Source organism: Bifidobacterium sp. WK012_4_13 (assembly GCF_041080835.1).
Lineage (GTDB): Bacteria > Actinomycetota > Actinomycetes > Actinomycetales > Bifidobacteriaceae > Bombiscardovia > Bombiscardovia fermentum.
Genome location: NZ_CP129683.1, coordinates 2375359 through 2396810, shown reverse-complemented (window position 1 = coordinate 2396810; position 21452 = coordinate 2375359). Strand labels below are relative to the sequence as shown.

At 56.8% G+C, this 21452-nt stretch carries 14 protein-coding genes; 2 read left to right on the top strand and 12 right to left on the bottom strand.

Going from position 1 to position 21452, the window contains the following annotated elements:
- Positions 1-111: 111 nt before the first annotated feature.
- A complete protein-coding gene (locus QN062_RS09695) occupies positions 112-552 on the bottom strand; it encodes a type II toxin-antitoxin system YafQ family toxin (protein ID WP_369341588.1) in 441 nt (146 codons plus the stop codon).
- Between QN062_RS09695 and QN062_RS09690 the strand changes: the two genes are divergently transcribed.
- A complete protein-coding gene (locus QN062_RS09690) occupies positions 439-789 on the top strand; it encodes a VOC family protein (RefSeq protein WP_369341587.1) in 351 nt (116 codons plus the stop codon). The genes QN062_RS09695 and QN062_RS09690 overlap by 114 nt on opposite strands.
- Positions 790-1006: 217 nt before the next feature.
- Here the strand turns inward: QN062_RS09690 and QN062_RS09685 are convergent, their stop codons facing one another.
- Positions 1007-1528 carry an HXXEE domain-containing protein gene (locus QN062_RS09685; RefSeq protein WP_369341586.1) on the bottom strand — a complete coding sequence of 174 codons (522 nt, stop codon included), beginning with the start codon at positions 1526-1528 and terminating at the stop codon, positions 1007-1009.
- A 131-nt stretch (positions 1529-1659) separates the two neighbouring features.
- Here QN062_RS09685 and QN062_RS09680 point away from each other — a divergent pair, with 131 nt between their 5' ends.
- Positions 1660-2202 carry a TetR/AcrR family transcriptional regulator gene (locus tag QN062_RS09680; RefSeq protein WP_369341585.1) on the top strand — a complete coding sequence of 181 codons (543 nt, stop codon included), beginning with the start codon at positions 1660-1662 and terminating at the stop codon, positions 2200-2202.
- Between the two features lie 456 nt (positions 2203-2658).
- Here QN062_RS09680 and QN062_RS09675 read toward each other — a convergent pair whose 3' ends face one another.
- The 10 genes from QN062_RS09675 to QN062_RS09630 all read right to left on the bottom strand — a co-directional run bounded on the left by QN062_RS09675 (position 2659) and on the right by QN062_RS09630 (position 21372).
- Complete coding sequence (locus QN062_RS09675) at positions 2659-2937, bottom strand: hypothetical protein (RefSeq protein ID WP_369341584.1); 279 nt, start codon at positions 2935-2937, stop codon at positions 2659-2661.
- Between the two features lie 1863 nt (positions 2938-4800).
- The gene (locus QN062_RS09670) at positions 4801-11541 is read right to left on the bottom strand and encodes a BspA family leucine-rich repeat surface protein (RefSeq protein ID WP_369341583.1); all 6741 of its coding nucleotides are present in this window, start codon (positions 11539-11541) and stop codon (positions 4801-4803) included.
- A 509-nt stretch (positions 11542-12050) separates the two neighbouring features.
- Positions 12051-13358 (bottom strand): deoxyguanosinetriphosphate triphosphohydrolase, encoded by a 1308-nt coding sequence (locus QN062_RS09665; protein ID WP_369341582.1) that lies wholly within the window; start codon positions 13356-13358, stop codon positions 12051-12053.
- Positions 13359-13661: 303 nt separating this feature from the next.
- The gene (locus tag QN062_RS09660) at positions 13662-14120 is read right to left on the bottom strand and encodes an Ohr family peroxiredoxin (protein WP_369341581.1); all 459 of its coding nucleotides are present in this window, start codon (positions 14118-14120) and stop codon (positions 13662-13664) included.
- 81 nt (positions 14121-14201) lie between these two features.
- The gene (alr, locus tag QN062_RS09655; RefSeq protein ID WP_369342603.1) at positions 14202-15560 is read right to left on the bottom strand and encodes an alanine racemase; all 1359 of its coding nucleotides are present in this window, start codon (positions 15558-15560) and stop codon (positions 14202-14204) included.
- A 225-nt stretch (positions 15561-15785) separates the two neighbouring features.
- Entirely contained in the window at positions 15786-16322 is a 537-nt protein-coding gene (locus QN062_RS09650) for a GNAT family N-acetyltransferase (RefSeq protein ID WP_369341580.1), read from the bottom strand.
- Positions 16323-16357: 35 nt separating this feature from the next.
- Positions 16358-16840 carry an S-ribosylhomocysteine lyase gene (locus QN062_RS09645; RefSeq protein ID WP_369341579.1) on the bottom strand — a complete coding sequence of 161 codons (483 nt, stop codon included), beginning with the start codon at positions 16838-16840 and terminating at the stop codon, positions 16358-16360.
- Positions 16841-16939: 99 nt separating this feature from the next.
- On the bottom strand, positions 16940-18910 hold the full coding sequence (locus tag QN062_RS09640; protein WP_369341578.1) for a RecQ family ATP-dependent DNA helicase: 1971 nt from the start codon (positions 18908-18910) through the stop codon (positions 16940-16942).
- Between the two features lie 176 nt (positions 18911-19086).
- Complete coding sequence (locus QN062_RS09635; RefSeq protein ID WP_369341577.1) at positions 19087-20256, bottom strand: cystathionine gamma-synthase; 1170 nt, start codon at positions 20254-20256, stop codon at positions 19087-19089.
- 111 nt (positions 20257-20367) lie between these two features.
- Positions 20368-21372, bottom strand: coding sequence for a pyridoxal-phosphate dependent enzyme (locus tag QN062_RS09630; protein ID WP_369341576.1), 1005 nt, complete (start codon positions 21370-21372; stop codon positions 20368-20370).
- Positions 21373-21452 lie beyond the last annotated feature (80 nt).

Genomic DNA, 21452 nt, shown 5'->3' with positions numbered 1-21452 from the left:
AATTGGAACGAATCACGGTAATCTGCGCGATTCATGCCCCTCAGTCATACGCCAAGTTCACAAAACGCGAGAAGCACGGCTTGGAACGACAACATCTGAACAACCGGCACATCAGACGGTCGAGTCACACGGACATATCACACGGCGGGAAGAATCGAGCGTTGCAAAGGCACGATAATCGCGAACAGTCCACCCTTGCGAGAGGCCATCATGCGTGCCGGTGCGTGCGAGGATGACTTGCTCCCCTTCGACTCGGTATACCAGAAGCCAATCACCCTGAATATGCAATTCCCTGAATCTGCGCGCATCGCCCTTCAACTGGCGATCCCTATACCGACCATCCAGCAGGATACTGTCGCTGGGCTCGCGCTGTTCCCGTGCAGACTGGGCGGACACGGGAACGCCGTGGGAAGATGGAAGCACGTCTAGGGAGGCGTGATGGATGACAATATTATCAGCGTGCTTGCTCGTGTCTATGTGGACGATCTGGATGGCGCTTTGCCATTGTATGAGGAATTGACCGGAGATGACTCTCCTCTGATGTTTTCCCATGACGGGGTTCGTCTGGCAAAGGTGGGGGCGTTCCTTCTGCTGCAGGGTGCCGATGCCGAGGTGCGTGCCCATGTCGCCACGGTCAATGTTCACGATATGGGCAGGGTCGTGGAAGCAGTCGCCCGTGCTGGCGGAGAACTGCTGGAGGGGCCCGATCCAGGTCCGAATGGCCCGCGGCTGGTCGCCAGGCATCCCGATGGGAATGTGGTTGAGTATGTTCAGCTCACGAATGGCTAGGCGCTGGCCGCGATCATGGAGGTTCCGCCGATGAACTTCATGCGTTCGAGAGAGCATGCCGAGTGTGCAGACAGGTGCATGGCGGTGAGTTCAGTCGCCGTGTAACGACCGGACGATGCATGGCAGTCGCGGACAATCGCCCCGTTCACCGGCTTTCCACCAGCATGAGTATAGGCAACAGATCAGCGCTGTCCGTCCCACGAATCAGGTCCGCGCATTAGGCAGGGTCATTGGCATAAGCCAGGAGCCTTGATTGGATTGCAGGCATCAACCTGTGCATGATCAGGAGATTCGCATAGACGAAGAGCAGCACCACCGCCTGATAGGCGAGAAATGTCTCCAACGTCGCCTGTCCCATATGCCAGTATGAGATGATGAGCCAGATCATCACCGGCATCTCTATCGTGGCGGAGACCACGCCAGGCACATATGCCCTCATCTGCATGCACATGCGATAGTGCATGATGAAATGTGACGCGTATGCAATGCAGAATGCAAGATAGAGCGTGCTGTCGTTCGTTACGCTGCAGATGGCGGAAACAACGAGAAGAATCGTCATTTCTTCCAGAACTCCGCACGAGAACGCCTGCCCATTGGAGACTGCGCCGAAAAATGGCTTGCTCATGGTCGAAAGCATCCGACGGTGCCTTCTCTTCCAAATCGGCATCGCTATCATCTCTTCGAAATCATGCAGTATGAACAGAATCGGCAGAATCCAGTAGCTTAGGAACATTTCCATATCCACTCCTTAATAGGTTACATATGTTACCTATTTACTGTATGATCGATTCCGGCAATCAGACGATGACAGTTACAGATTCGTGCTTCTGTAACCTTTCGGAAGAGGCAGGATTGATGAATTCGACGGCGATGAGATCCAGAAGCATGATAGTGGCTGCGCTGCTCTGCAAGCTGAGGACGAGCAGCTTCAACGAGATCACGATATCCGAGATCGCCGCCTCGGCTGGCGTGTCGAGGAAAACGTTCTACAAGAACTTTCATGGCAAGCAAGATGTGATAGACGAGTACATCTGTGAACTGGTGGATCAGTACCTGGCTCAGGCGAAACAACTCGGGTTCGTGGATTTCAGAGATCTTCTCATTCACTATTTCACGTTCTGGAACGCATCTGCGCCCACGCTGAGAGTATTGCAGCGCAACAACCTCCTGGGCTCAGTGCTCGACGTTCAGACCAGACGACTCATCGAACTGTTGCCATTGCAGCCTCTTCCTTGGCATGACGGCGAGCTTGGCGATGAAAAGCACATCGACCTGCTGATGATCGGCGGCTTATGGAACATCCTTCGATTCCATCTGCAGCATGGAGACGCCATCAAACCTGCAGCACTCAGCGATGAGATCATCGCCTCGTTGTCCTTGAGAACTGCCGTTGCACTTCCTGCCCGACTATAACCCCACAATTCAGACCGTCACGATGACGCATCCATCACACCCGCCGAATATCACGCAAGAAGTCATAGACCGTTTATTAAACCGATTAAACCTATTGGCTCTCTTAGCGCTTCAAATCTGAATCCGTATGGAAATCCGCGGCATCGTTCATTGCAGAAGGTCCGGAGTTGCAAGTTTTTGGCACTTGGCAAAGAATAAACCGCTGAAAACGGCATGGCGGCGGTCGAATTCAAGCCGATTCGGAGCGTTTATACTTCAACAAGTGCCCAAAACTTGCAAAGTGGGTGCGTCCACACTCACACCGGTGGTCAGGAGTATTTATACGCCATCTGTGTCACAACGGTGAGTTCCACATTTTCGCATGTTGCCACGCCGACACTTCATCACAACCATGAGGAAGTCAGACGAGACATCATATCCGATTACTCCAAGCATTGAATATTCGAAAGTCACACTCTAAGAGATTGATGGTTTCCCTGCAGTCCTATATACGTACTTCACATCGGCATAATCTGAAGTGACATCCCTACCGGAAAAATATCTCGAATGGGTCCTTTCCACCGTCGCTATCGAATCGGATCCGATAACAACGACCTCCCAGTCTGCCTGAGGCTGTGAGATGGATTCTAGGAACGTCTTGGTCTGCATTGCCTCAAGATAACCATCGTCCCCTTTAAATTCATGTACGATGCGTTCGCCGTTCTTGCGGTTGTATTTAATCAGAATGCCTTCCATGAGTCCTCCCGGTGCACCGCACGATAACCGCTATGGCTCTGATTGCGTAGATCCATGATCTCAACATAATCAAATGAGAAATTGATCTGCTTTGCAAGCGAATCTTGTTCATTCGATGAATTTGTCCAAGGGCGTCGACCTGCTCCTGAGAACCAATCCAAATCGCTCATAATGAATCTTTCTTGGAAAGAAATGCTCGGCGCCAGATTGACCTTGGATTGTTGCATTGCATAACCAAAATAATTTGACAGGATATAAAAAATAGTACACGAGTTAATTCGAATCAGGAGTATCCAGTCTGCAATTGGCTCACACCTGCTAGAAGTGAGCCAAAGGGATTTTCAATCCTTGAAAAGTCGGATACTTAGCAAAACGAGGGTCACATGGACATTATTTTGCTGCCTCGTTTCAGAATCGACCTTTGAAAACGTTGAAACCACAGTGCGCCAATGCGTTGATACCGGCACTATCCTGAAAACCGGCAACAACATAAAACCCTCAAGCCAAACCACACCGTCACGCCACACATGCTTCCCCCGTCACGCCACACATGCTTCCCCCGTCATCTCGAGCGGAGGCGTAGCCGTAGTCGAGAGATCCCTCGACTTCGCTCGGGATGACAAAGGGACGCCCGGGATGACGTGGGAAGCATCGTTCAAGAATCTTCACCAACCCATACGCCAAATGGATGCTGCACACCTTGCCATCGGGTCCGCATTGCAAGTTTTGGGCACTTGGCGAAGTACAAACCGTCGGAAACGGCATGACGGCGGTCGGATTCAAGCCGATTTGGGGCGTTTATACTTTGCCAAGTTCTCAAAACTTGCAAAGTGGGAGTGGAAGAAGCTCGACAGCACGCCAAAAGCGAGAGGAACAAGATCGGAAAGCCCTGCAAAGAGCCGAAGCCGCTGAGAAACGGGCAAGAAAAGGAGAAGCGCCAGAAGAAATATCGGAGAAAACAGGTGAAATCGTATTTTTGTGGCCCTGTTTCAGAATCGACCTTTGAGAACGTTGAAACTACGGTGCAAAAACGCCTAGATACCGGCACTTTCCTGAAAACCGGCCACAACAATGCAAAAGCACGCCAAATACCGCCAGCAGACAACCCGCGAACGCAGATAATGCGCCTGCGCACGGCGACGGCATGTCACATCGCTTCCCGAGTGATGCCGCATCTCCACACTCACAGAAGTCGCGTCTCCACACCGACAGATGCAGCATCTCTGCACGAGAGATGCTGCATCTCAAGACCAAGAGATGCTGCATCGCCCTGAGGGAGATGCAGCAGGAGAGGCTGGGCGCGGGCCAGTGGGATTGCCTTCCCTTCGGAGCACGGACGACCCCGAACGGACAGAATCGGGTACAACCCCTCCCTCTCCGAGAAACGGATCGAAGCATGTCGAACCGGAATTTTAGCGTCCAATACGGCAGCAACCCCGCCGCAACCACGCAGACACCCAGGCCATGGCTACAGCGTCGGCACCATCCACAAAGCGGGACGGATAGAGAGCTGCCAATCACAACTACTGGGGTATCTCGACCCACATGGCAGGACGGGCGGCCGCTGTCTCGTTGCGCACACTTCTCTCGCTGACGTTGGAAGGAAGCGGACTAACCGTTGTGGCTTTATTATGGTGAGCAGGTGAGCGCAACCAGTACCCGGTCATATCGCTAAAACTTTGAAGCAGCGGATTCAAATCAGAAGGAAGACCCAAGGTAGTTCTGATATCGCCAATTGAAAGGGCGAATGCCTGCTTTGTCCCAGAACCTGTCGTAGCAGCGAAACGGTCACGCCATCACCATGCGCAGAACGCACACAGCCGATGCCCTCTCTACGAGAACGTGAACCAATCGATGCAACCATTACAACGTAAGCCATAGGGCAGGTCTTGCACAGATCATGTCGCTTTGGAGATAGTTATACCGCCTGTCAAGTTCTCCCGACCCGGAGACGGCTCCCGAATACGTAGATCCGCCGCCAAACGATCGGGTATTAGTTTGGTAGTAGTAACCCCAGTCGCCAGTAAAGCGCAACAGTGCGGAGCTAGTCTTGCCAGATAGTCCCATCCCTGGGGTGCTGTTGATGTCGCCGTACGAGAGTTGGAAAGCCTGCTTAGCGCCGCTGCCCACCGTCGTGGCAAAGCATGAGCTGGTCCACCAGTCGCTAATGCCAGGGTAGCTGTCCCAGTTCAAGCTGTTCCCAGTGCAAGAGTTCCACTGGGACAATGTCGGGTTGTTCAATGTGACTGGTAAGACACTGGAATCATAGGCAGTGAGATAGTTGGTGTAGTAATAATCAACTCTACCTCTTATTCCGTTCCCCGGTGCTCCCCCACTGTCCTCATATCCATTCGAACCGCTAGAGCTGAAGAAAGTATCTCTCGAAATTATGTAAGGATAATACGGGCGGTCGTTGTTGGCGGTACCCATCCCGGATTCAAGTGATGTCAATGCCGTCGCCTTGAGCACCAAGCGTCTGGGTCCATCGGCTGCCAGCACACGCCAGACAGCATTCGCCCAGATGAACTCCTGATTCTCAGGCGCGCTCTCGCTGGGCGTCGACGTTCCCGCCAAAGTCTTGAGATACACGGCATGAAGGGTCGTATGAGCCGTCACGTTGGTGAGCTCCGTACCTTTGCTGTTTCCTATGTACGTGCGGTCAAGCTCGCTGAGTGGCGCCCGCACCGTATTCGCCGCATCGGTATACAACGCGGTTATTCTCGAAACGTTCGCGGTTTCCGCCCACCCCACGAACACCTGGTTCATGACCGCAGGCGCTGCGGGAATCGTGTAGTTGCTGCCAGGCTCGAGCACGACGCTGCTCAGCACGTCCGAGGCGCCGTCATACGACTTGAATGCTACAGTCACCGTCCACTTGGCGTAGAGCGTTACCGCAGCCTCGTCCGTCCGCGCCCATCTGCCCGTATTGACAAATCCAGCCACCGTCGTCGGATACTCCATCGCGCTGGTCAGCACCTGTACGCCACCACCGTCAACAGCAGAGTAATAGCCCTCAAAGGTCTGACCCGTCTTCGTTGGCGCGGTAAGCGCCGGAGCCGTGGTGCCGAAGGTCGCCGTATAGCCCGTGGTACCCGCGCTGGTCGCGCCCTGGCTATCCAGCGTGATCACGTTCGTCTTCACGATCCACGCCTCGTACAGGGTCAGCGCGGCGTTGGTCGCGTAGCTGGCGCCGTTGGCGTATGCGGTGCCGCCCGCGCCGGTGGCCGTGGTGTACCACCCGTTCTTCGTGTAGCCGGTCACCGTGCTGTTGTTCGTGCCCAGGGTGATGGCCGTGCCGTGGATCTTGGTCTGCGCGCTTGGCAGTGTGCCCGACGCGCCGCTCGGCGTGGTCGAACGGGAGTACGTGATCGAATAGAGCTGCGCTATCTTCAGCGCGTGGGTCTGGGCCGAAGTCACGTTCGCTGCATAGGTCGCAACCGTCACGGCCGTGCCTTGGCCGGTCGACGTGGCCGTATGCGCGCCCGTGGTCAGGTTGTAGGTGCCCGCATCTATGTACTCGGCCATGACCTTGCCCTTCGTCTTCGTGTACGGCACGCCGATGATCACGAAGCTGTTGTAGGTGCCCGACGCAGCACGCCAGTAGCCGCCTGCGCCGGTATACGTCTCGTCACCCGACACGCCATCCGAATCCAGCCACACGTTCACACGCTGCGCCGTGGTCTCATTACGGGTCAGATTCACCGTGATCGAGTACGTCGCCTCCTTCCACTTCGCGTAGAGCGTCGTATCCGCATAGCGTGTCCATCCGATGCCAGAGGTGACGTATCCTATCGCGTCCACGTACGCACCCGTGTCATCGACCACCTGATCGCCCGTTACTTCGCCGTCGGCCGCGCCCTTGCCCGTCCAGTAACCCTCGAACACCCAGCCCGTGCGCGTCGGCTTCGCGAACGTTGGCACGCTCGCGTCACCATACTTGATGGCTTTCACCGGATCGGCAGGCTTGCCCGTCCAGTTGCCGTCCAGGGTCAGCGACACCGTATGCTCTGGATACCAGGTCCCCTGCGCGACCGTCGTGCCCTGTGCAAAGATGTTCACCGGAGTGTCCAGATCGGTCGGATGCAGGTCGCGGAACCACTTGCCCGTGTAGCCAGGAACGTCCCGCCCCATCTGCGTACCCGCATCGCCGACGGATGTGCTTACGCCGATAATGAAGCTGGTACCGATCTTGAGCTCCTCAAGCACATACGTGTATCGGAACATGCGGTCGATGGCCGTCACCGAGCTCATGTCGAATCCGCTCAGGTCAAGTTTCTTCAGCACTCTCGTGGCTTCGAAAGTGCTTCGTGTCCGTACCAGGCTCGGGGTGCTCCATGTGCCGATCCCCGCGATGTCGGTCAGATTGTACATGTTCTTGAACAGCGAATCCATCGTTGTCACGTTCGTGACGTCCCAGCCCGTGACATCGATCCTGGTGAAGCGGGAGTCAGTGAACATGCCGTTGTCCGAGCCGGTGTAAGGCGGATTGTAATTCCAATCGCTCCCCAGGTTCGTCACCCTCGCCATGTTCCATACGGCACCATCGGTGTGCAGATCGAGTTCCAGCGTCGTCTTCGCAGCATCTCCCGAGGCCATGAACATGGCAGCAACGTTCGCGACGCCGCTCGTCGTCCAGCCGGTGATTCCCTCCACTGCATGCAGCTTGCTGGTGTTCTGGAACATCATCTCGAATCTGATGCCCGTGCGCCCTGTCGTGTCGCTGAAGTCCCAGCCCGTCGCATCGATGCGGTGAATCGTGCTTGCATTCTTGAACATGGCATACGTGTCCGTCAGCTTCAACGTGTCCCACGAACCGTCGGCCCGCGAATGCAGGTCCAGGTTGACGACGTCAGGATCATAGGTGACCGAGGTTCCATGCCCCCAGAACATGCCCTGCGTGCGTACCAGGCTCGCGGTCTTCCACTCGCTGATGCCATCGATCTCGGCAAGACGGTACGTGTCCTTGAAGGTCGAGTCCATCGTTGTGACCAAGGAGACGTCCCAGCCTGTGACATCGATTTTGGTGAAGCGCGAACCGGTGAAGGTTCCGTTGTCCTTTGGCGTGTATGGATTGTTCCAGTTCAGCGCCGAACCCAGATTCGTGACGCGCGCCACGTTCCAGCTGTCGCCGTTGGTGTGTAGGTCGAGCTCCAGAGTCGTCTGCGCGCCATCGCCCGCCTGGAAGAACATCGTGAGGATGTTGCTCACGCCGGTCGTGGGCCAGTCCGTGATGCCAGTTATTTCCTGCAGCTTGGCGGTGTCTCGGAACATCGCCTCGAGGTTGATGCCCGTCCGCCCCGTGTCATCGCTGAAGTCCCAGCCCGTCGTGTCCACGTGCGTCATCTTGGCAGCATTGTTGAACATGTTCGCAGCGGTGGTGACTCTGCCCGTGTCCCACGCATCGCCACTGGTGCGCAGATTGAGGCTCGCTGCGGTCAGGCCGTTGCCCCAGCTGAGGAACATGGAAGACAGGTTCGTGACGGCCGTGGTCTCCCAGCTCGTGATTCCGTCGATGGTCTGAAGGTTCGTGGCCTCGTTGAACATGTTGTTCAGCGTCACGTTGTTCGACGGGGCGATGAACTCCCAGCCGTCCGCATGCACCGTGTGCGTTTTGTCGACGTTATAGAACATGTACGAGGCGTTCGTCACCCGCGACACGTCCCACACGCCGCCAGCCTTCGCATCGAGCGTGATCGACAGGCTGACCGTCGGCACGTTGTTGCCCCACTGATAGAACATGCGCGCGATATTCGTCACCGAGCTTGTCGGCCAGTCGGAGATGCCCGTGATCGTCTCGAGCAGATACGTGTTCTGGAACATGCCCTCGAGGTTCACGTTGTTCGTCGGCGCGGTGAACTGCCATCCGGTCGCGTCGATCGTGCGCGCCTTGGCCGCGTCGACGAACATGTATGACGCGTTCGTCACCTTCGTCACATCCCAAGCGTTGCCGCTGGTCGGAATGCACAGGTCGCAGGCCACGGCGGCCGAGAACGTGACCCCGCTCGCCCAGCCAGCGAACATGTACGAGGTGCTCCACACTCCGGTGGTGTCCCAGGTCTCGATGCCGGTGAACGAGCTGAGCATCGTGGTGGAGCGGAACATCTCCGCCAGGGTCACGCCGCCGTTCGTGCCGCTGAGCGTGGGAAACGTCCAGCCAGCCACGTCGAGACCCTCTACCCTGGTGGCCTCCTTGAACATTGCTGCCGCCGTCGTGACCTTCGACATGTCCCACACGCCGCCAGCCTGGGCGTGCAGGTCAAGGGTCACTCCCGCGCAGGTGGCATCCTGCGCCCACCGGTAGAACATCGCAGACACATTGGTCACCGCGTTGGTCTTCAGGCCCGAAATCCCGGGGATGACGCACAGCCTGGTCGTGGCATCGAACATGTTCGCCATGGTGGTGACCTTGACGGTCTGCCAGCCAGTGACATTGACCTGCGTGACGTAGGTCGCGCCGGAAAACATCGCGAACGTGCTCTCGACAGTCGACATGTCCCACACGTCGGCGCCCTGCGCGTGCAGGTCGAGCGTCACACCGGCGCATGCAGCAGCGTTGCTGCACCACCCTTGGAACATCGTATTCATGTAGCGTACGCCGCCCGTCTTCCACGAAGCGATGCCTACGATCTTCGAGAGCATGCTCGTGTTCTGGAACATGGAAGCGGTGCTGATGGTCGAACGGGCGTTGGCCGCGCTCAGGTCCCAGCCCGTCACGTCGATGCTTCTGATCTTGTTCGCACCGGCGAACATGTTGTTCGCGGCCGTGAGCCTGGACACGTTCCAATACCCGTTTGTGGTGTCGGCGCCGAGATCAAGCACGTCAGCCTCGGTGAAGGTCGTCACCTGGGTCGCCCAGTTGACGAACATGCTGGCCGTGCTGCTCACGCCGTCGGTCTTCCATGTGCCCAGCCCCGTGAGCGTCTTGAGTCGCTGCGCGTTCTCGAACATGTTGTTCAGCACGATGTTGGTCTTCTGGCTCAGGTCCCAGCCCGTCACGTCGATGCTCTCGACGTAATACACATATCTGAACATGTTCGACGTGTTGACCACGCTCGACGTGTCCCACGCACCCACGTTGGGCTTGCTCTGGTCGGCGAACCCGCCATACGACATGTCGATATGCTTCAGCCTGACGCCATCAGCCGCCGAATCCCCGAAGTAATGGAACATCTCGACCATCGTGGTCGTGTTGCGCGTGCGGAAGTGCGAGATGTCGAAGAAGCCGTCCCTGACCATCTGCACGTTATGAAACATGTATCTCATGTCCTCGCTCTCGCACACATCGAGCAGGCCAAGGTCGAAGCTGATGGAGCGGAAGGAATGGAACAGACTGTTCGCGTTGCTCGCCAGCACCCCCTGACGGCCCGCGACATAGAGGTCATGCTTGCTCGCCGTGCCCGCCTTCGAATCCGTGTAGTACGCCATCGCGGTCTGGTCCTTGGCGAGGGACACGTCCCAGCTGCCCAGCACCGGCATGCCGTTCCAGCTCGTAGGCACCGTGACCGCCTCGGTGAGCGTGTTGATTGTGCCTCCCGCCGCCGTGAAGGTGTTGCCCGACGAATCGAGCGCCGTCGCGCTTGCCGCATCGACATAGGTCACGGTCTCCGTGCTGCCCTTGGTGATGTTCAGCGCAGCATTGGCGTTGCCCCAATACTTCGTGGCCTCAGCCTCGCCGGTCGTGCCCGCGACCATCGTGGGCGTGATCTTGGCCTTGAGCTCGAGTTCCTTCCTGTTCATGCCGGTCCGCGAGTTCGCGGACACATCCACATGCAGGCGCCTGCCATCGAACTGCATGAAATCCGCCTGCAACTGGCTGTTGCCGTCCGAACCGGCCGCGTAGTCGCGCACGAACGCCACCTTGAACGTGAAGGTCTGGCTCGACCTGTCATTGGCCGGGTCCCCGTCCGATGCGTTCACCTCGCTGGCATGGACGAGGAAAGCGTCCGTGTCCTGGAACACGTACGCCTGGCCCTGCGCGTACACGTCCCCGTCGTTCATCGGCAGGTCCAGCACGTCGTCCGTCTTGTTCAGCGAAGCATTCGCCCCGTTGTTCACGTCGTTGCGGATGTTGGCCGCCGTCCAGTTCGACGGATACAGGTAGAAGTAGCCACTGACCGGCAGCGCGTCATCCGGGTCGCCCCACGCGATCTTGATCATGCTGCCCTTCATGTTCGCCGCGCCATCGCCGGGATCGCCCCCAAACGCCACGTCGAACGAGAGGGTCGCCACGTCGCTCAAGACCAGACGCTCGAAGCCCACGTTCGCCACGGATGCCGCATCGGTTTCGGCCTCGGTGGGATCGTCGTCCTCGAGCACCCCGATATGTGTGTCCAGCTTCAGGTTCTTGACGTCCAGCGGCACGCTCGTCTTCAGCAGCGTGTCCTGGAACGCAACCAACGACTTCAGATCCGAGAAGAACGACGACACCTGCACCAAACCCACCACGCCGATCACCAGCGCCACCCACGACACCGCCACCGTCACCAGCCAGCGCGACCGCAACGAACGGAGAGAAATCAGGAGAGGACGGGAGAAATCACCGGCGAGCACGCGCCCGCACGCACAAAGCAGCGAGACGAACCGTCCGAAAGCACCACGCACCATACACACACCCCTGACCCACACCCACCACCACACAAGACAAGAGAGGCAAAACGCCCCCCCCCCCGCGAAATGGAAGGAAACCGGCAAGCTCTATCCGACAAAACCACAAGTGCCATGCGACCGGACATCCCAAACGCATGACAGCCAACTTACGAAGGCCGACTCATGACAACAGATTTATATCAATACCAAATGTACAACATTATACATAATGTATTCCATCGGCAGAATCGCCTCGCAGAGCACCACCTCAGAAGAAGAGTTCCATGTCAGAAACAGCGCCAAAATGGAAAGCTCAGAGCGAGTTTGCAAGTTTTTGGCACTCGCCAAAGTACAAACACGCGAAAACGGCATCAGACCGACCGCCGTCACGGGCATATCAAGCGTTTCTACTTGGACAAGTGCCAAAAACTTGCAAACTCGGATGAAATTCCGACAGATTGGGCGGAAAATCCATGAAAGTTCCGCGCGTCATTCCTTCAGACCCGAACTTCAAGCAGAGCGGTGTCTCAATCGCACAGAATCGAATGCAGGGCCAGTGCCGAGCCGTCCGTAAGGCTGGCGACCTGGTCGATGGCGACGCGGAGGCGTTCGTCGTCGTTCGTGGCCTCGTTCCAATCCTCGAGGAACACCGCTTCCAGGGCTTCCGATGGGCGCGGCGAATCACGCATCATCACATCGACCAGATCGGTCACGATGCGAAGCTGCTCGGCATGGAATGGCTCGTGCTCGCGAGGTGCCATCACAAAGTAGACGGAGATGCCTTTCAAAGCGACGATTTCATATGCCGTTTCATCAGGAACGACCACAGAGGCGGAGTAGCGGGTCAGATTCGAGTAGCCGAAGCGTTCACGTGTCGCATTCTCAACCGAGCCGGAGAAGCGACCTATGAGAGCGCTGGTTATGTTCTTCAACTGTGCCAGAGATTGCCTCGAACCGTTGAAATGTGCCGGGAAGAGCCGTTCAGACCGCAATCGCGTGAAAGCCTCTACCAGTTGGTCGGGATTCCATTGCTGTCCATACCATTCTCGGGTCATCGTCACGATGCTGTCGACTGTCCTGGAATCTGCGAGACTGACAGGATTGAAATAGCCGGACACAATCGCATCCTCGACATCATGGACGCTGTATGCAATGTCGTCGGCAAGATCCATGACCTGACATTCCATCGGGCGTGCATTGACTGGCGCGCCCTGCTTCAGCCAGCGGAACACGTCCACATCGTCGGGGTATACGCAGAATTTCTTGCTACGCTCCCCCTTCGGATGTTGGGCGGCCTCGGCCAGAGTCCAAGGATACTTGACCGTCGCATCCAATGCGGCGCGTGTGAGGTTCACGCCCGCGCTGCGCCCATCTGGATGGAATATCTTCGGTTCGAGGCGTGTCAGCAGCCTCAGCGTCTGTGCGTTGCCTTCAAACCCACCGATGGACTCAGCGACTTCGGCAAGGGCGTGCTCTCCATTATGACCGAATGGAGGATGTCCCAAATCATGAGCCAGGCAGGCGCAGTCAACGACATCCGGATCGCAGCCCAGCAGTCCGCCAATCTGTCTGCCGATCTGCGCGACTTCCAAGGTGTGCGTGAGTCGTGTTCGTGCAAAGTCGTCGGTTCCGGCAACCAGAATCTGCGTCTTCGCACCGAGTCTGCGGAGAGCCGATGAATGCACGAGACGGGCGCGATCTCTTTCGAACGCCGTTCTGCTCCGAGATTTCGGAGGCTCTGGAGCCCATCGTTCCTCATCATGGGCGACATAGCCTTCGGCGATCAGAACGTCTTCACCCGACGTATGTGCCTGAATACTCGCGTTCTCATGCATCGCCACTCCCGACATAGTTATATGCGCCCACGACCTGACACCATATCTACAGGAAATACTACGCGATGCTGGCTAATGGGAACTTCTGCACTTATCACGTCGCACTTATCACGTCGTACTCGTCACTTCATATCCATCCAATCGCGTTCAACAGAGTGCATTCAACTGAGTGCATTCAACAGAGTGCATTCATGCCATCGAACACTTGGAACGGAATGACAAAGACCCCATAAACTCGTGGAATCACAAGTTTACAGGGTCCCCAACCTTTGTCTCAGATACGGTCACAATTGCTGTCACCGATTAGTCAAGCGAGTCCACAACCACGATCTCGGTTGGGACGTTTCCAGCGGTTGCCTTGGAATATGGGCACAGCTGCTGCGTGCGATCCACGAGCTTCTCGGCGGTCTCCCTGTCGATGCCAGGCAGATAGACTTCCATCTTTGCCTTGATGCCGAAGGACTCGCCTTCATCGCCGATGGATACGTGCGAGCGCAGCTTGCACTGTGCCAGCTTGCTTCCCGCGATGCGCATCTCCTTGCCTGCAAGGCCAAGGGCGCCCTGGAAGCAGGCTCCCCAGCCGATGGCGAAGAGCTGCTCGGGATTGGTTCCCTCGCCCTTGCCACCCATCGCGACAGGGGTGTCGAGCTTCAGATCCAGATCAGGCTCTGTGCTGACTCCTCTTCCATTCCGGCCACCCGTCACATCTGCAACGGCGGTGTATGCAATGCTTTTCGGTTCATTACCTTTATATTGTGTCATGGCTCTATATCACCACAAACCCCGATGAATGGCGTGGGATTCAGCTACAAGAGTTCTGCCGAAGGATGCAGTTGTCTCGTACTAGAGTAGTGAATTCGGGTCCAGTTTCGCGATGTCATCGGCAGGCAGCGAGTCGTTCGCATGGAGATATAGTCGAGGAATTCGACTTCTCAGGCATGTGAAGATCTCGTAGCTGATGGTATCCGCCGACTGCGCCCAGTCGTCTGCCGTGGGCTCATTGAAGCGCACACCCCTTCCAGGTCCAAAAACGGTGACGGTATCGCCTTCATGAACGTTCAGGTCAGCGGCTTTCCCGCGCAAATCCAAGACGCACTGGTCCATGCACACACGGCCTGAAACACGCACGATCTTTGGCCCGTCGTTGGTCATGATGCACACCGGTCCGCCGAGATGAGTGGCGTGCATGGAGCCTTCCCGATCGAATCCCGAGGCTGAGCGATGCACTCCATCAGCGTATCCAATAGGCAGAATCGCAGAACTGGTTTCCGATTCGGTCAGGTATGTCTTGCCATAAGAAATGCTGTGTCCCTCTTCCAAGTCCTTGACGGTTGAAAGCTGAGCCTGCAACGTCATGGCCGGCTTGAGGCCAAAGTCCTTCGGCGTTCCCATTGAGGGATCCGGCTCATAGCCATAGAGCGCGATGCCCGGGCGCACGAGTTCGAAGTGGATTTCTGGTCGGCTCAGGGTTGCTGCGGTGTTGGCGAGATGGCGAATCTCCGGTGCCAGTCCTGCCCGTTCCATGCGTCTGGTGAAGTCATTGAAGGTGTCGATCTGAGCTTCGGTGGACGCGACGAATGCGGGGACCTTCGGCATGTCGGCGACGGCAAGATGGCTCCACTGGGCGACCACGTGCAGACATCCTTCGCTCGAATACCGCTTCAGCAGCGCAAGGGCCTGGTCGAAGATCTGCGGGGTGAAGCCGTTGCGTCCGAAACCGGTATCGACCTTGACATGGACGCGGGCAGGCGTACCGACCGTTCGTGCGGCCTTGGCGAGCGCATCGATGCCCGCCAGCGAGCCGACGGATATGTCGATGTCGTTGGCGATCAGCTCCTCGAATGGCGCCTCGATACCGCTGTACATCCACGTCAGCACATGGCAACGGTCCGGACCGATACCCGCCTTTCGCAGCAGCAGAGCCTCTCGCGGCTGGGCTGTGCCGAGCCAGGTCGCGCCGCCTGCGAGTGCGGCGAGCGCCGCTGGAATCAGACCGTGGCCATATGCATCCGCCTTGACGACGCCCATGACGGCCGTGGAGGATTTCGCACCTCCGCACACCTCTACGATGTGCTGCATATTACCTTTCAATGCGGCCAGATCGACTATGGCCTGCGCCGGATAGCCACGGCGGGCTGCATCGTAGTTCGACTTGCCTGATTTCGACGAAAAATCCCATTCCGGGGATGCACTCAGTGTCATGGCAACCATTGTGACCCCATATTGAGACGAATCTGTGACGGAATATCTGCCACGCGCGACGAGTTTTCAAGTTTTTGGCACTTGCCCAAGTAGAAAGCCGTGAAATCGTTGAATCGTCGACCGGCATAAAGCCCCAAACCGGCGTTTCTACTTGGGCAAGTGCCAAAAACTTGAATGCACGCCCGAATCGGCCACCTTGCCGCGCGAATTCAATCAGACATTCCTTCAGATATGCCTTTGAAACGCGATTCTTTCACGGATTCCTATCTCCCGTGGCGGCAGGGTGATGATTCCGCAACGTGCGAACCCTGAGGACTCGAAGATGTGCTGCATCGCAAGGTTGTTCTCGTGCGTATCCGCCCGAACGTTGCGATAGTGACGAACGGCCCAGTCGATCATGTCATGGGCCGTATGCCTCGCCAACCCTGAGGATGCCACCCGATGAAAGGCAACGTATGGATCGTCATCCAGCCAGGCGCCATCGATGCTCGCATACGTCGGATCGGATCCCTTGCATATGGCGAACACGCCCAGGAGCCGCTCGACCCCGTTCTGAGAATCATCGTCAACCAGAAGCATCGAACGATTGAGCTCGATATCGTGCAGCACATCACTCGCCAGCGGATATATGTCACCCCATTGAGAAGGATTCCCATTGCGCTTCATCACATCACGCGCATGGGCATATATCTTCAGAATCGAATCGTAATCAGCCCTCGTTGCATGACGAACATGACGGTTGCTTGGCGCTTCTTGCTGCACGATATGGAACTCCTAGAAATCGTATCGAGAGAAAATCAGACTACCTTGCGAACATATGGGTCGGAGCTGATTCCAGCGTCCACGATGTCCCTTGACCACTGCTTCGCAGAGAAGAGGCTATGGTCGCGATAGTTGCCGCAGCTGGTGATTTCGGTTCCAGGAACGTCGTCCCAGGTGGCTTCGTCAGCAATGAAGGACAGCGATTCCTTGAGTGCCTTGGCGACGTCCTCGGTGCTGTGACGCCCCCATGTCAGCAGGTGGAAGCCAGTACGGCAGCCGAACGGCGAGCAGTCGATGTAGCCCGGAATGCGTTCGCGCAGCAGCACGGCGATCGTATGCTCGATCGTGTGCAGTCCTGCGGTCGGAATGGCATTCTCGTTAGGCTGCACAAGACGCAGGTCGTAATTCGAGATCACATCGCCATTGGGTCCCTGCTCCTCATCGATGAGACGGACATACGGCGCCTTCACCTTGGTATGGTCGAGTTGGAAACTTTCAACAACGGGCTTGTCACTCATGATGCTCCCTTTCTACAACATGGATTACTCTATGAAATCTTAACGCGGGCTTCGACAGCGCATGGGAGCGAGGCCGCATACGACGCTCTGCGAGAAATGTCACTGCGCCTCGAACTCAGCGATGGCATCGGCGAAACGCTGTCCGTAGCTATCCCACTTATGCTCGCCGACACCGTTGACCTGAAGCATGGAATCCCTGTCCGTCGGACGATGACGAACCATGTCGCGCAGGCTACGGTCGGAAAAGACGATATATGGCGGCTTCCCGATCTCGGTGGCGATCTCCTTGCGTACCGCCCGAAGCCGTTGGAAGAGATCCTCGTCCATCGGATTCTCACCGGAACGATCCTGCTCATCACGAATCGCAGCACCTGGAGCAAGAGTCTTCCTCGCACTCTTTCTGCGGACGGCATGCTTGATCTCATAGTGGAAACCGGGTGCGACCATCCTCGATGCCTCGGTTCCGAAAACGATGATGGGCATGCGGCCAGGTGTGACGGCAAGCAGGTCGTCAATAGTCATCTGGTTCAGCACATCTCGAACCGTGGCCTCGGACTGCTCCTTCAATGCTGCGAAAAGGGGCGTTCTTTCCAGCCCCAGTTGCAGAAGCTGCTGGGATTGTGATCCACGCAGGATGCGCACGATCATCGTCATGCCGAAGCGCTGATTGGTGGCGCTCACACACCTGCCTATCGCGAGCGCGATCTTCGTGACATCGTCGCTTCTCACCGAACTCATGCAGTTCGAACAGCGCCCGCATGGCAGTGGCGAAACGCTCTGCTCCGATTGCATGGATGTGGATTCATCCCCAGACGAAGCCGGACTCGAAGACTTCTCTTCAGACGCGCGCTCCCCCTGAACCGATCCGGCACGGCGCTGACCGAAATAGTCAAGAATGTAGCGATGAAGGCACGAAACGGTGCGGCAATAGCCGATCATGGCCTGAAGCAGCCTGCCGCGAGTCTGCTGGACCCGCATTTCCTCTTCCTCGGTGAGATGGTCGTTCGCGCCACCGGACTGAAGCAGCCGTCTTCTCAGGACGATGTCCGACTCGTTCCACAGCAGCGTGCAACGTGACATCTCGCCGTCTCGCCCGGCTCTTCCCGCTTCCTGATAATAGGCCTCGATGCTTTCAGGCATGTTGTGGTGAATCACATATCGAACGTTCGACTTATCGATGCCCATGCCAAAGGCATTGGTAGCCACGACGACCTGGATGTCATCGTTGACGAAGGCGTGCTGCGATTCACGGCGTTCCTGATGGGTCAGTCCGGCATGGTATCGGGCAGCACGAATGCCTTCGGACTGCAATCGATCTGTCAGCTCGTTGGTTTCCTTGCGTGTCGAGCAATAGATGATGCCCGATTCGTCTGCATGGTCTGAAACGTAGCGCAGGATCCAGGCCTCTTTCTCTGACTTGGACATGCGTTGAACGTCCAGGAAGAGATTGGGCCTGTCAAAGCCTGTGACGGTGAGGAGAGGATCGCTAAGCTGCAGGATTCGAACGATGTCGTCCTGCACCTTCTCGGTCGCGGTCGCGGTGAAGGCTGCGACGACCGGGCGTCTGGGAAGTGCGGCGATGAATGAGCCGATGTCAAGATAGGCAGGGCGGAAATCCTGTCCCCACTGCGATATGCAGTGAGCCTCGTCCACCGCTATGACCGATATGTCCAGATGTCTGCATGTCTCTACGAAATGAGGCTCGGTCAGCCGTTCGGGCGCGACATAGAGGAGGTGGCATCCCCTGTCTCGCGCCACCCGCATGACTTCACGCTGCTCATCGAAGGTCTGGGTCGAATTCAGGAACGCCGCGGCTATGCCGGCGTCATCCAAGGCGTCGACCTGATCGCGCATCAGCGAAAGCAGTGGCGAAATAACGATCGTCAACCCAGGAAGCAGCACCGATGGAATCTGATAGCAGACTGACTTTCCAGCTCCGGTCGGCATCACGGCCAAGGAGTCGCGACCTTCCATGATGGCCGAAACCACGCCCTTCTGCCCTTTTCTGAAGGATTCATAGCCGAAATAACGATGCAGCGCAGCCTGCGCGCGAACACCATCATCAACCATGCACCTCACTCTAAGTCAGACCCAGGTCAAGTTCCAGTCCCACGCCAAGCAACAGTTTCAGCCAAGCACTGCAGCGACCATTGCATGGCAGGCCTGAGAAGGCCCAGTTGAGAGGGCATGCCTGAGAAGGCCGCACCGTACTTGCCGAGACGGATGGGGCAGAATGGGGCAGGATGTCAGGAGCGCAGATCGAGAGCCTGGTCGATGTCTTCGATGAGATCGTCGACGGATTCGATGCCCACGGAGAGTCGGACAAGATTATCGGGAACCTGAAGCGCCGTTCCAGATACCGAGGCGTGGGTCATGGCGGCAGGATGCTCGATCAATGATTCAACCCCTCCCAGCGATTCTGCAAGCGTGAAGACCTTGGTACGGGAGACGAAGGTCTTTGCCGCTTCCAAACCATCCTTCAACTGAACCGACAGCACTCCCCCAAAGCCGCCATGCATCTGACGGGCTGCTATGTCGTGCCCTGGATGGGATTCGAGACCTGGGTAGAGCACGCGTTCAATCTGCGGAGCATTTTCCAAATGCTGGGCAAGCGCCAAGGCGTTCGCACTGTGCCGCTTGACGCGCATATCCAAAGTCTTCAAGCCGCGAGTCGTCAACCATGAATCGAATGGTGAAGGCACGGCACCTGCAGCGTTCTGCAGGAAGGTGACTTTCTCATAGACCTGTGGGTCGTTGAGCAGAATCGCCCCACCAACCACATCGGAATGGCCGCCGATATATTTGGTCGTCGAATACACCACGGCGTCGGCACCGTCATCAAGCGGGTGCTGCAAAACCGGTGACGCAAAGGTGTTGTCAACGACGATTTTCGTTCCAAACTCATGTGCCAACGATGCAGTTGCCCATATGTCGGTGATTCGCAGCAGAGGATTCGAGGGCGTCTCCACCCATACCACAGCAAAATGGCGCTCAGACAATTTGCTGCGAACCGCGTCAAGATCAGTCACGTCAACGACTTCCAAATGAATGCCCCACGGTACGAATACCTTGCTCAAGAGTCTGTATGTTCCGCCATACACATCATCACCCAACAGAATCGAATCACCCGGCTGCAACGTCGACCGTAGCAGCACATCAATTGCGGCAAGCCCAGACGACAGCGCAACCGCGTATTGTGCCCCTTCGACCGCCGCCAACTGGGCATCGAACACGTCTCTGGTCGGGTTGACCGAACGGCTGTAATCATATCCGCCTCGCATCTTGCCCACGCCATCCTGCTTGAAGGTGGAAGTCATATAGATTGGCGGCACGACCGCGCCCGTCGCCGCATCAGGTTCCTGACCTGCATGGATTGCTCGTGTTGCCAAAGCTGAATCGTCAAAATTGTGCGCCATGATTCTTTCCTTATAATTCCGTTGTTTACAAATTCCGTTGTTTTCGGTTGAAGCTTGCTATTATTGCCTTCTGCAACGCTGTTCTCTGCCGATTGCAAGCCCGTTCGGCTTCTATTGCTGCACCAGTTGAGGCGCTGCCGTTCGTTCCACCACATCTCCGAAACCGTGGCTTCGCATCCACGAGTCCGAGAAAATCTTGGAAAGATACCCGCGTCCCGAATCCGGCAGCAGCACGACCATCAGATCGTCCGGGCCAAGATCATGCATCCTCGCAGCCTTCAATGCCGCCACAACGGCCATCCCCGAAGACCCGCCAACCAGCAAGCCCTCTTCTCGCGCAAGTCTTCTGGTCATCTCGAAAGCTTCGGCATCGCTCACCTGAACGACTTCATCGACCACCGATGGGTCATAGGTCTTCGGATAGAAATCTTCGCCAACGCCTTCGATGAAGTACTGATGCACGTCTGAGGGGTTGGAATATATCGAACCCTGCGGGTCGGCACCAATCACCTGAACCGAAGCCCCAGAAGCATCCTTCAAGAATCTGCCCGTACCGGTAATCGTGCCTCCAGTGCCGATTCCCGCTACGAAATGAGTGATCCTGCGATCGGTTGCGTCCCAAATCTCTGGGCCTGTGGTGTGATAGTGGCTGGCAGGGCCGTTCATGTTCTGGTATTGATTGGGCTTGTACGCACCTGGTATCTCTTGGGCGAGCCTGTCAGAAACCGAATAATACGAACGCGGATCGTTCGGTTCGACCTGCGTCGGAGTCACCACGACTTGCGCTCCATACGCCTGCAACACCGCACGCTTGTCTTCGGAGACCTTGTCTGGAACCACAAAAATCATGTGATATCCGTGCTGCTGGGCGACCAGTGCCAAGCCAACACCGGTGTTGCCGCTCGTGGGCTCGACAATCGTGCCTCCAGGAAGAAGCTTCCCCTCCTCTTCTGCCTTGGTGATGATGCGCTCAGCGATGCGATCCTTCGATGAGCCACCGGGGTTAAGATATTCGACCTTCACTGCAATCTGAGCGCGTACGTCGTCCGTGACATGGTGCAGCCTCACCAGCGGCGTATTGCCAATGAGTTCGGTAATGCTGTTTGCAATGCTCATAATTCCTCGTTATCTATACGAATCTATGATTATCTGTTTGATTAGGTGTACGAAATTTTTTAAATTGTATTCACCCTAGA

Bases quoted from the DNA above. Each gene is read 5' to 3' on its own strand.
- QN062_RS09645 (WP_369341579.1), bottom strand. From the start codon at position 16,840: ATGAGTGACAAGCCCGTTGTTGAAAGTTTCCAACTCGACCATACCAAG.
- QN062_RS09630 (WP_369341576.1), bottom strand. From the start codon at position 21,372: ATGAGCATTGCAAACAGCATTACCGAACTCATTGGCAATACGCCGCTG.
- QN062_RS09675 (WP_369341584.1), bottom strand. From the start codon at position 2,937: ATGGAAGGCATTCTGATTAAATACAACCGCAAGAACGGCGAACGCATC.
- QN062_RS09665 (WP_369341582.1), bottom strand. From the start codon at position 13,358: ATGCATGAGAACGCGAGTATTCAGGCACATACGTCGGGTGAAGACGTT.
- QN062_RS09635 (WP_369341577.1), bottom strand. From the start codon at position 20,256: ATGGCGCACAATTTTGACGATTCAGCTTTGGCAACACGAGCAATCCAT.
- alr (WP_369342603.1), bottom strand. From the start codon at position 15,560: ATGACACTGAGTGCATCCCCGGAATGGGATTTTTCGTCGAAATCAGGC.
- QN062_RS09680 (WP_369341585.1), top strand. From the start codon at position 1,660: ATGAGATCCAGAAGCATGATAGTGGCTGCGCTGCTCTGCAAGCTGAGG.
- QN062_RS09670 (WP_369341583.1), bottom strand. From the start codon at position 11,541: ATGGTGCGTGGTGCTTTCGGACGGTTCGTCTCGCTGCTTTGTGCGTGC.
- QN062_RS09695 (WP_369341588.1), bottom strand. From the start codon at position 552: ATGGGAAAACATCAGAGGAGAGTCATCTCCGGTCAATTCCTCATACAA.
- QN062_RS09660 (WP_369341581.1), bottom strand. From the start codon at position 14,120: ATGACACAATATAAAGGTAATGAACCGAAAAGCATTGCATACACCGCC.
- QN062_RS09685 (WP_369341586.1), bottom strand. From the start codon at position 1,528: ATGGAAATGTTCCTAAGCTACTGGATTCTGCCGATTCTGTTCATACTG.
- QN062_RS09640 (WP_369341578.1), bottom strand. From the start codon at position 18,910: ATGGTTGATGATGGTGTTCGCGCGCAGGCTGCGCTGCATCGTTATTTC.
- QN062_RS09690 (WP_369341587.1), top strand. From the start codon at position 439: ATGGATGACAATATTATCAGCGTGCTTGCTCGTGTCTATGTGGACGAT.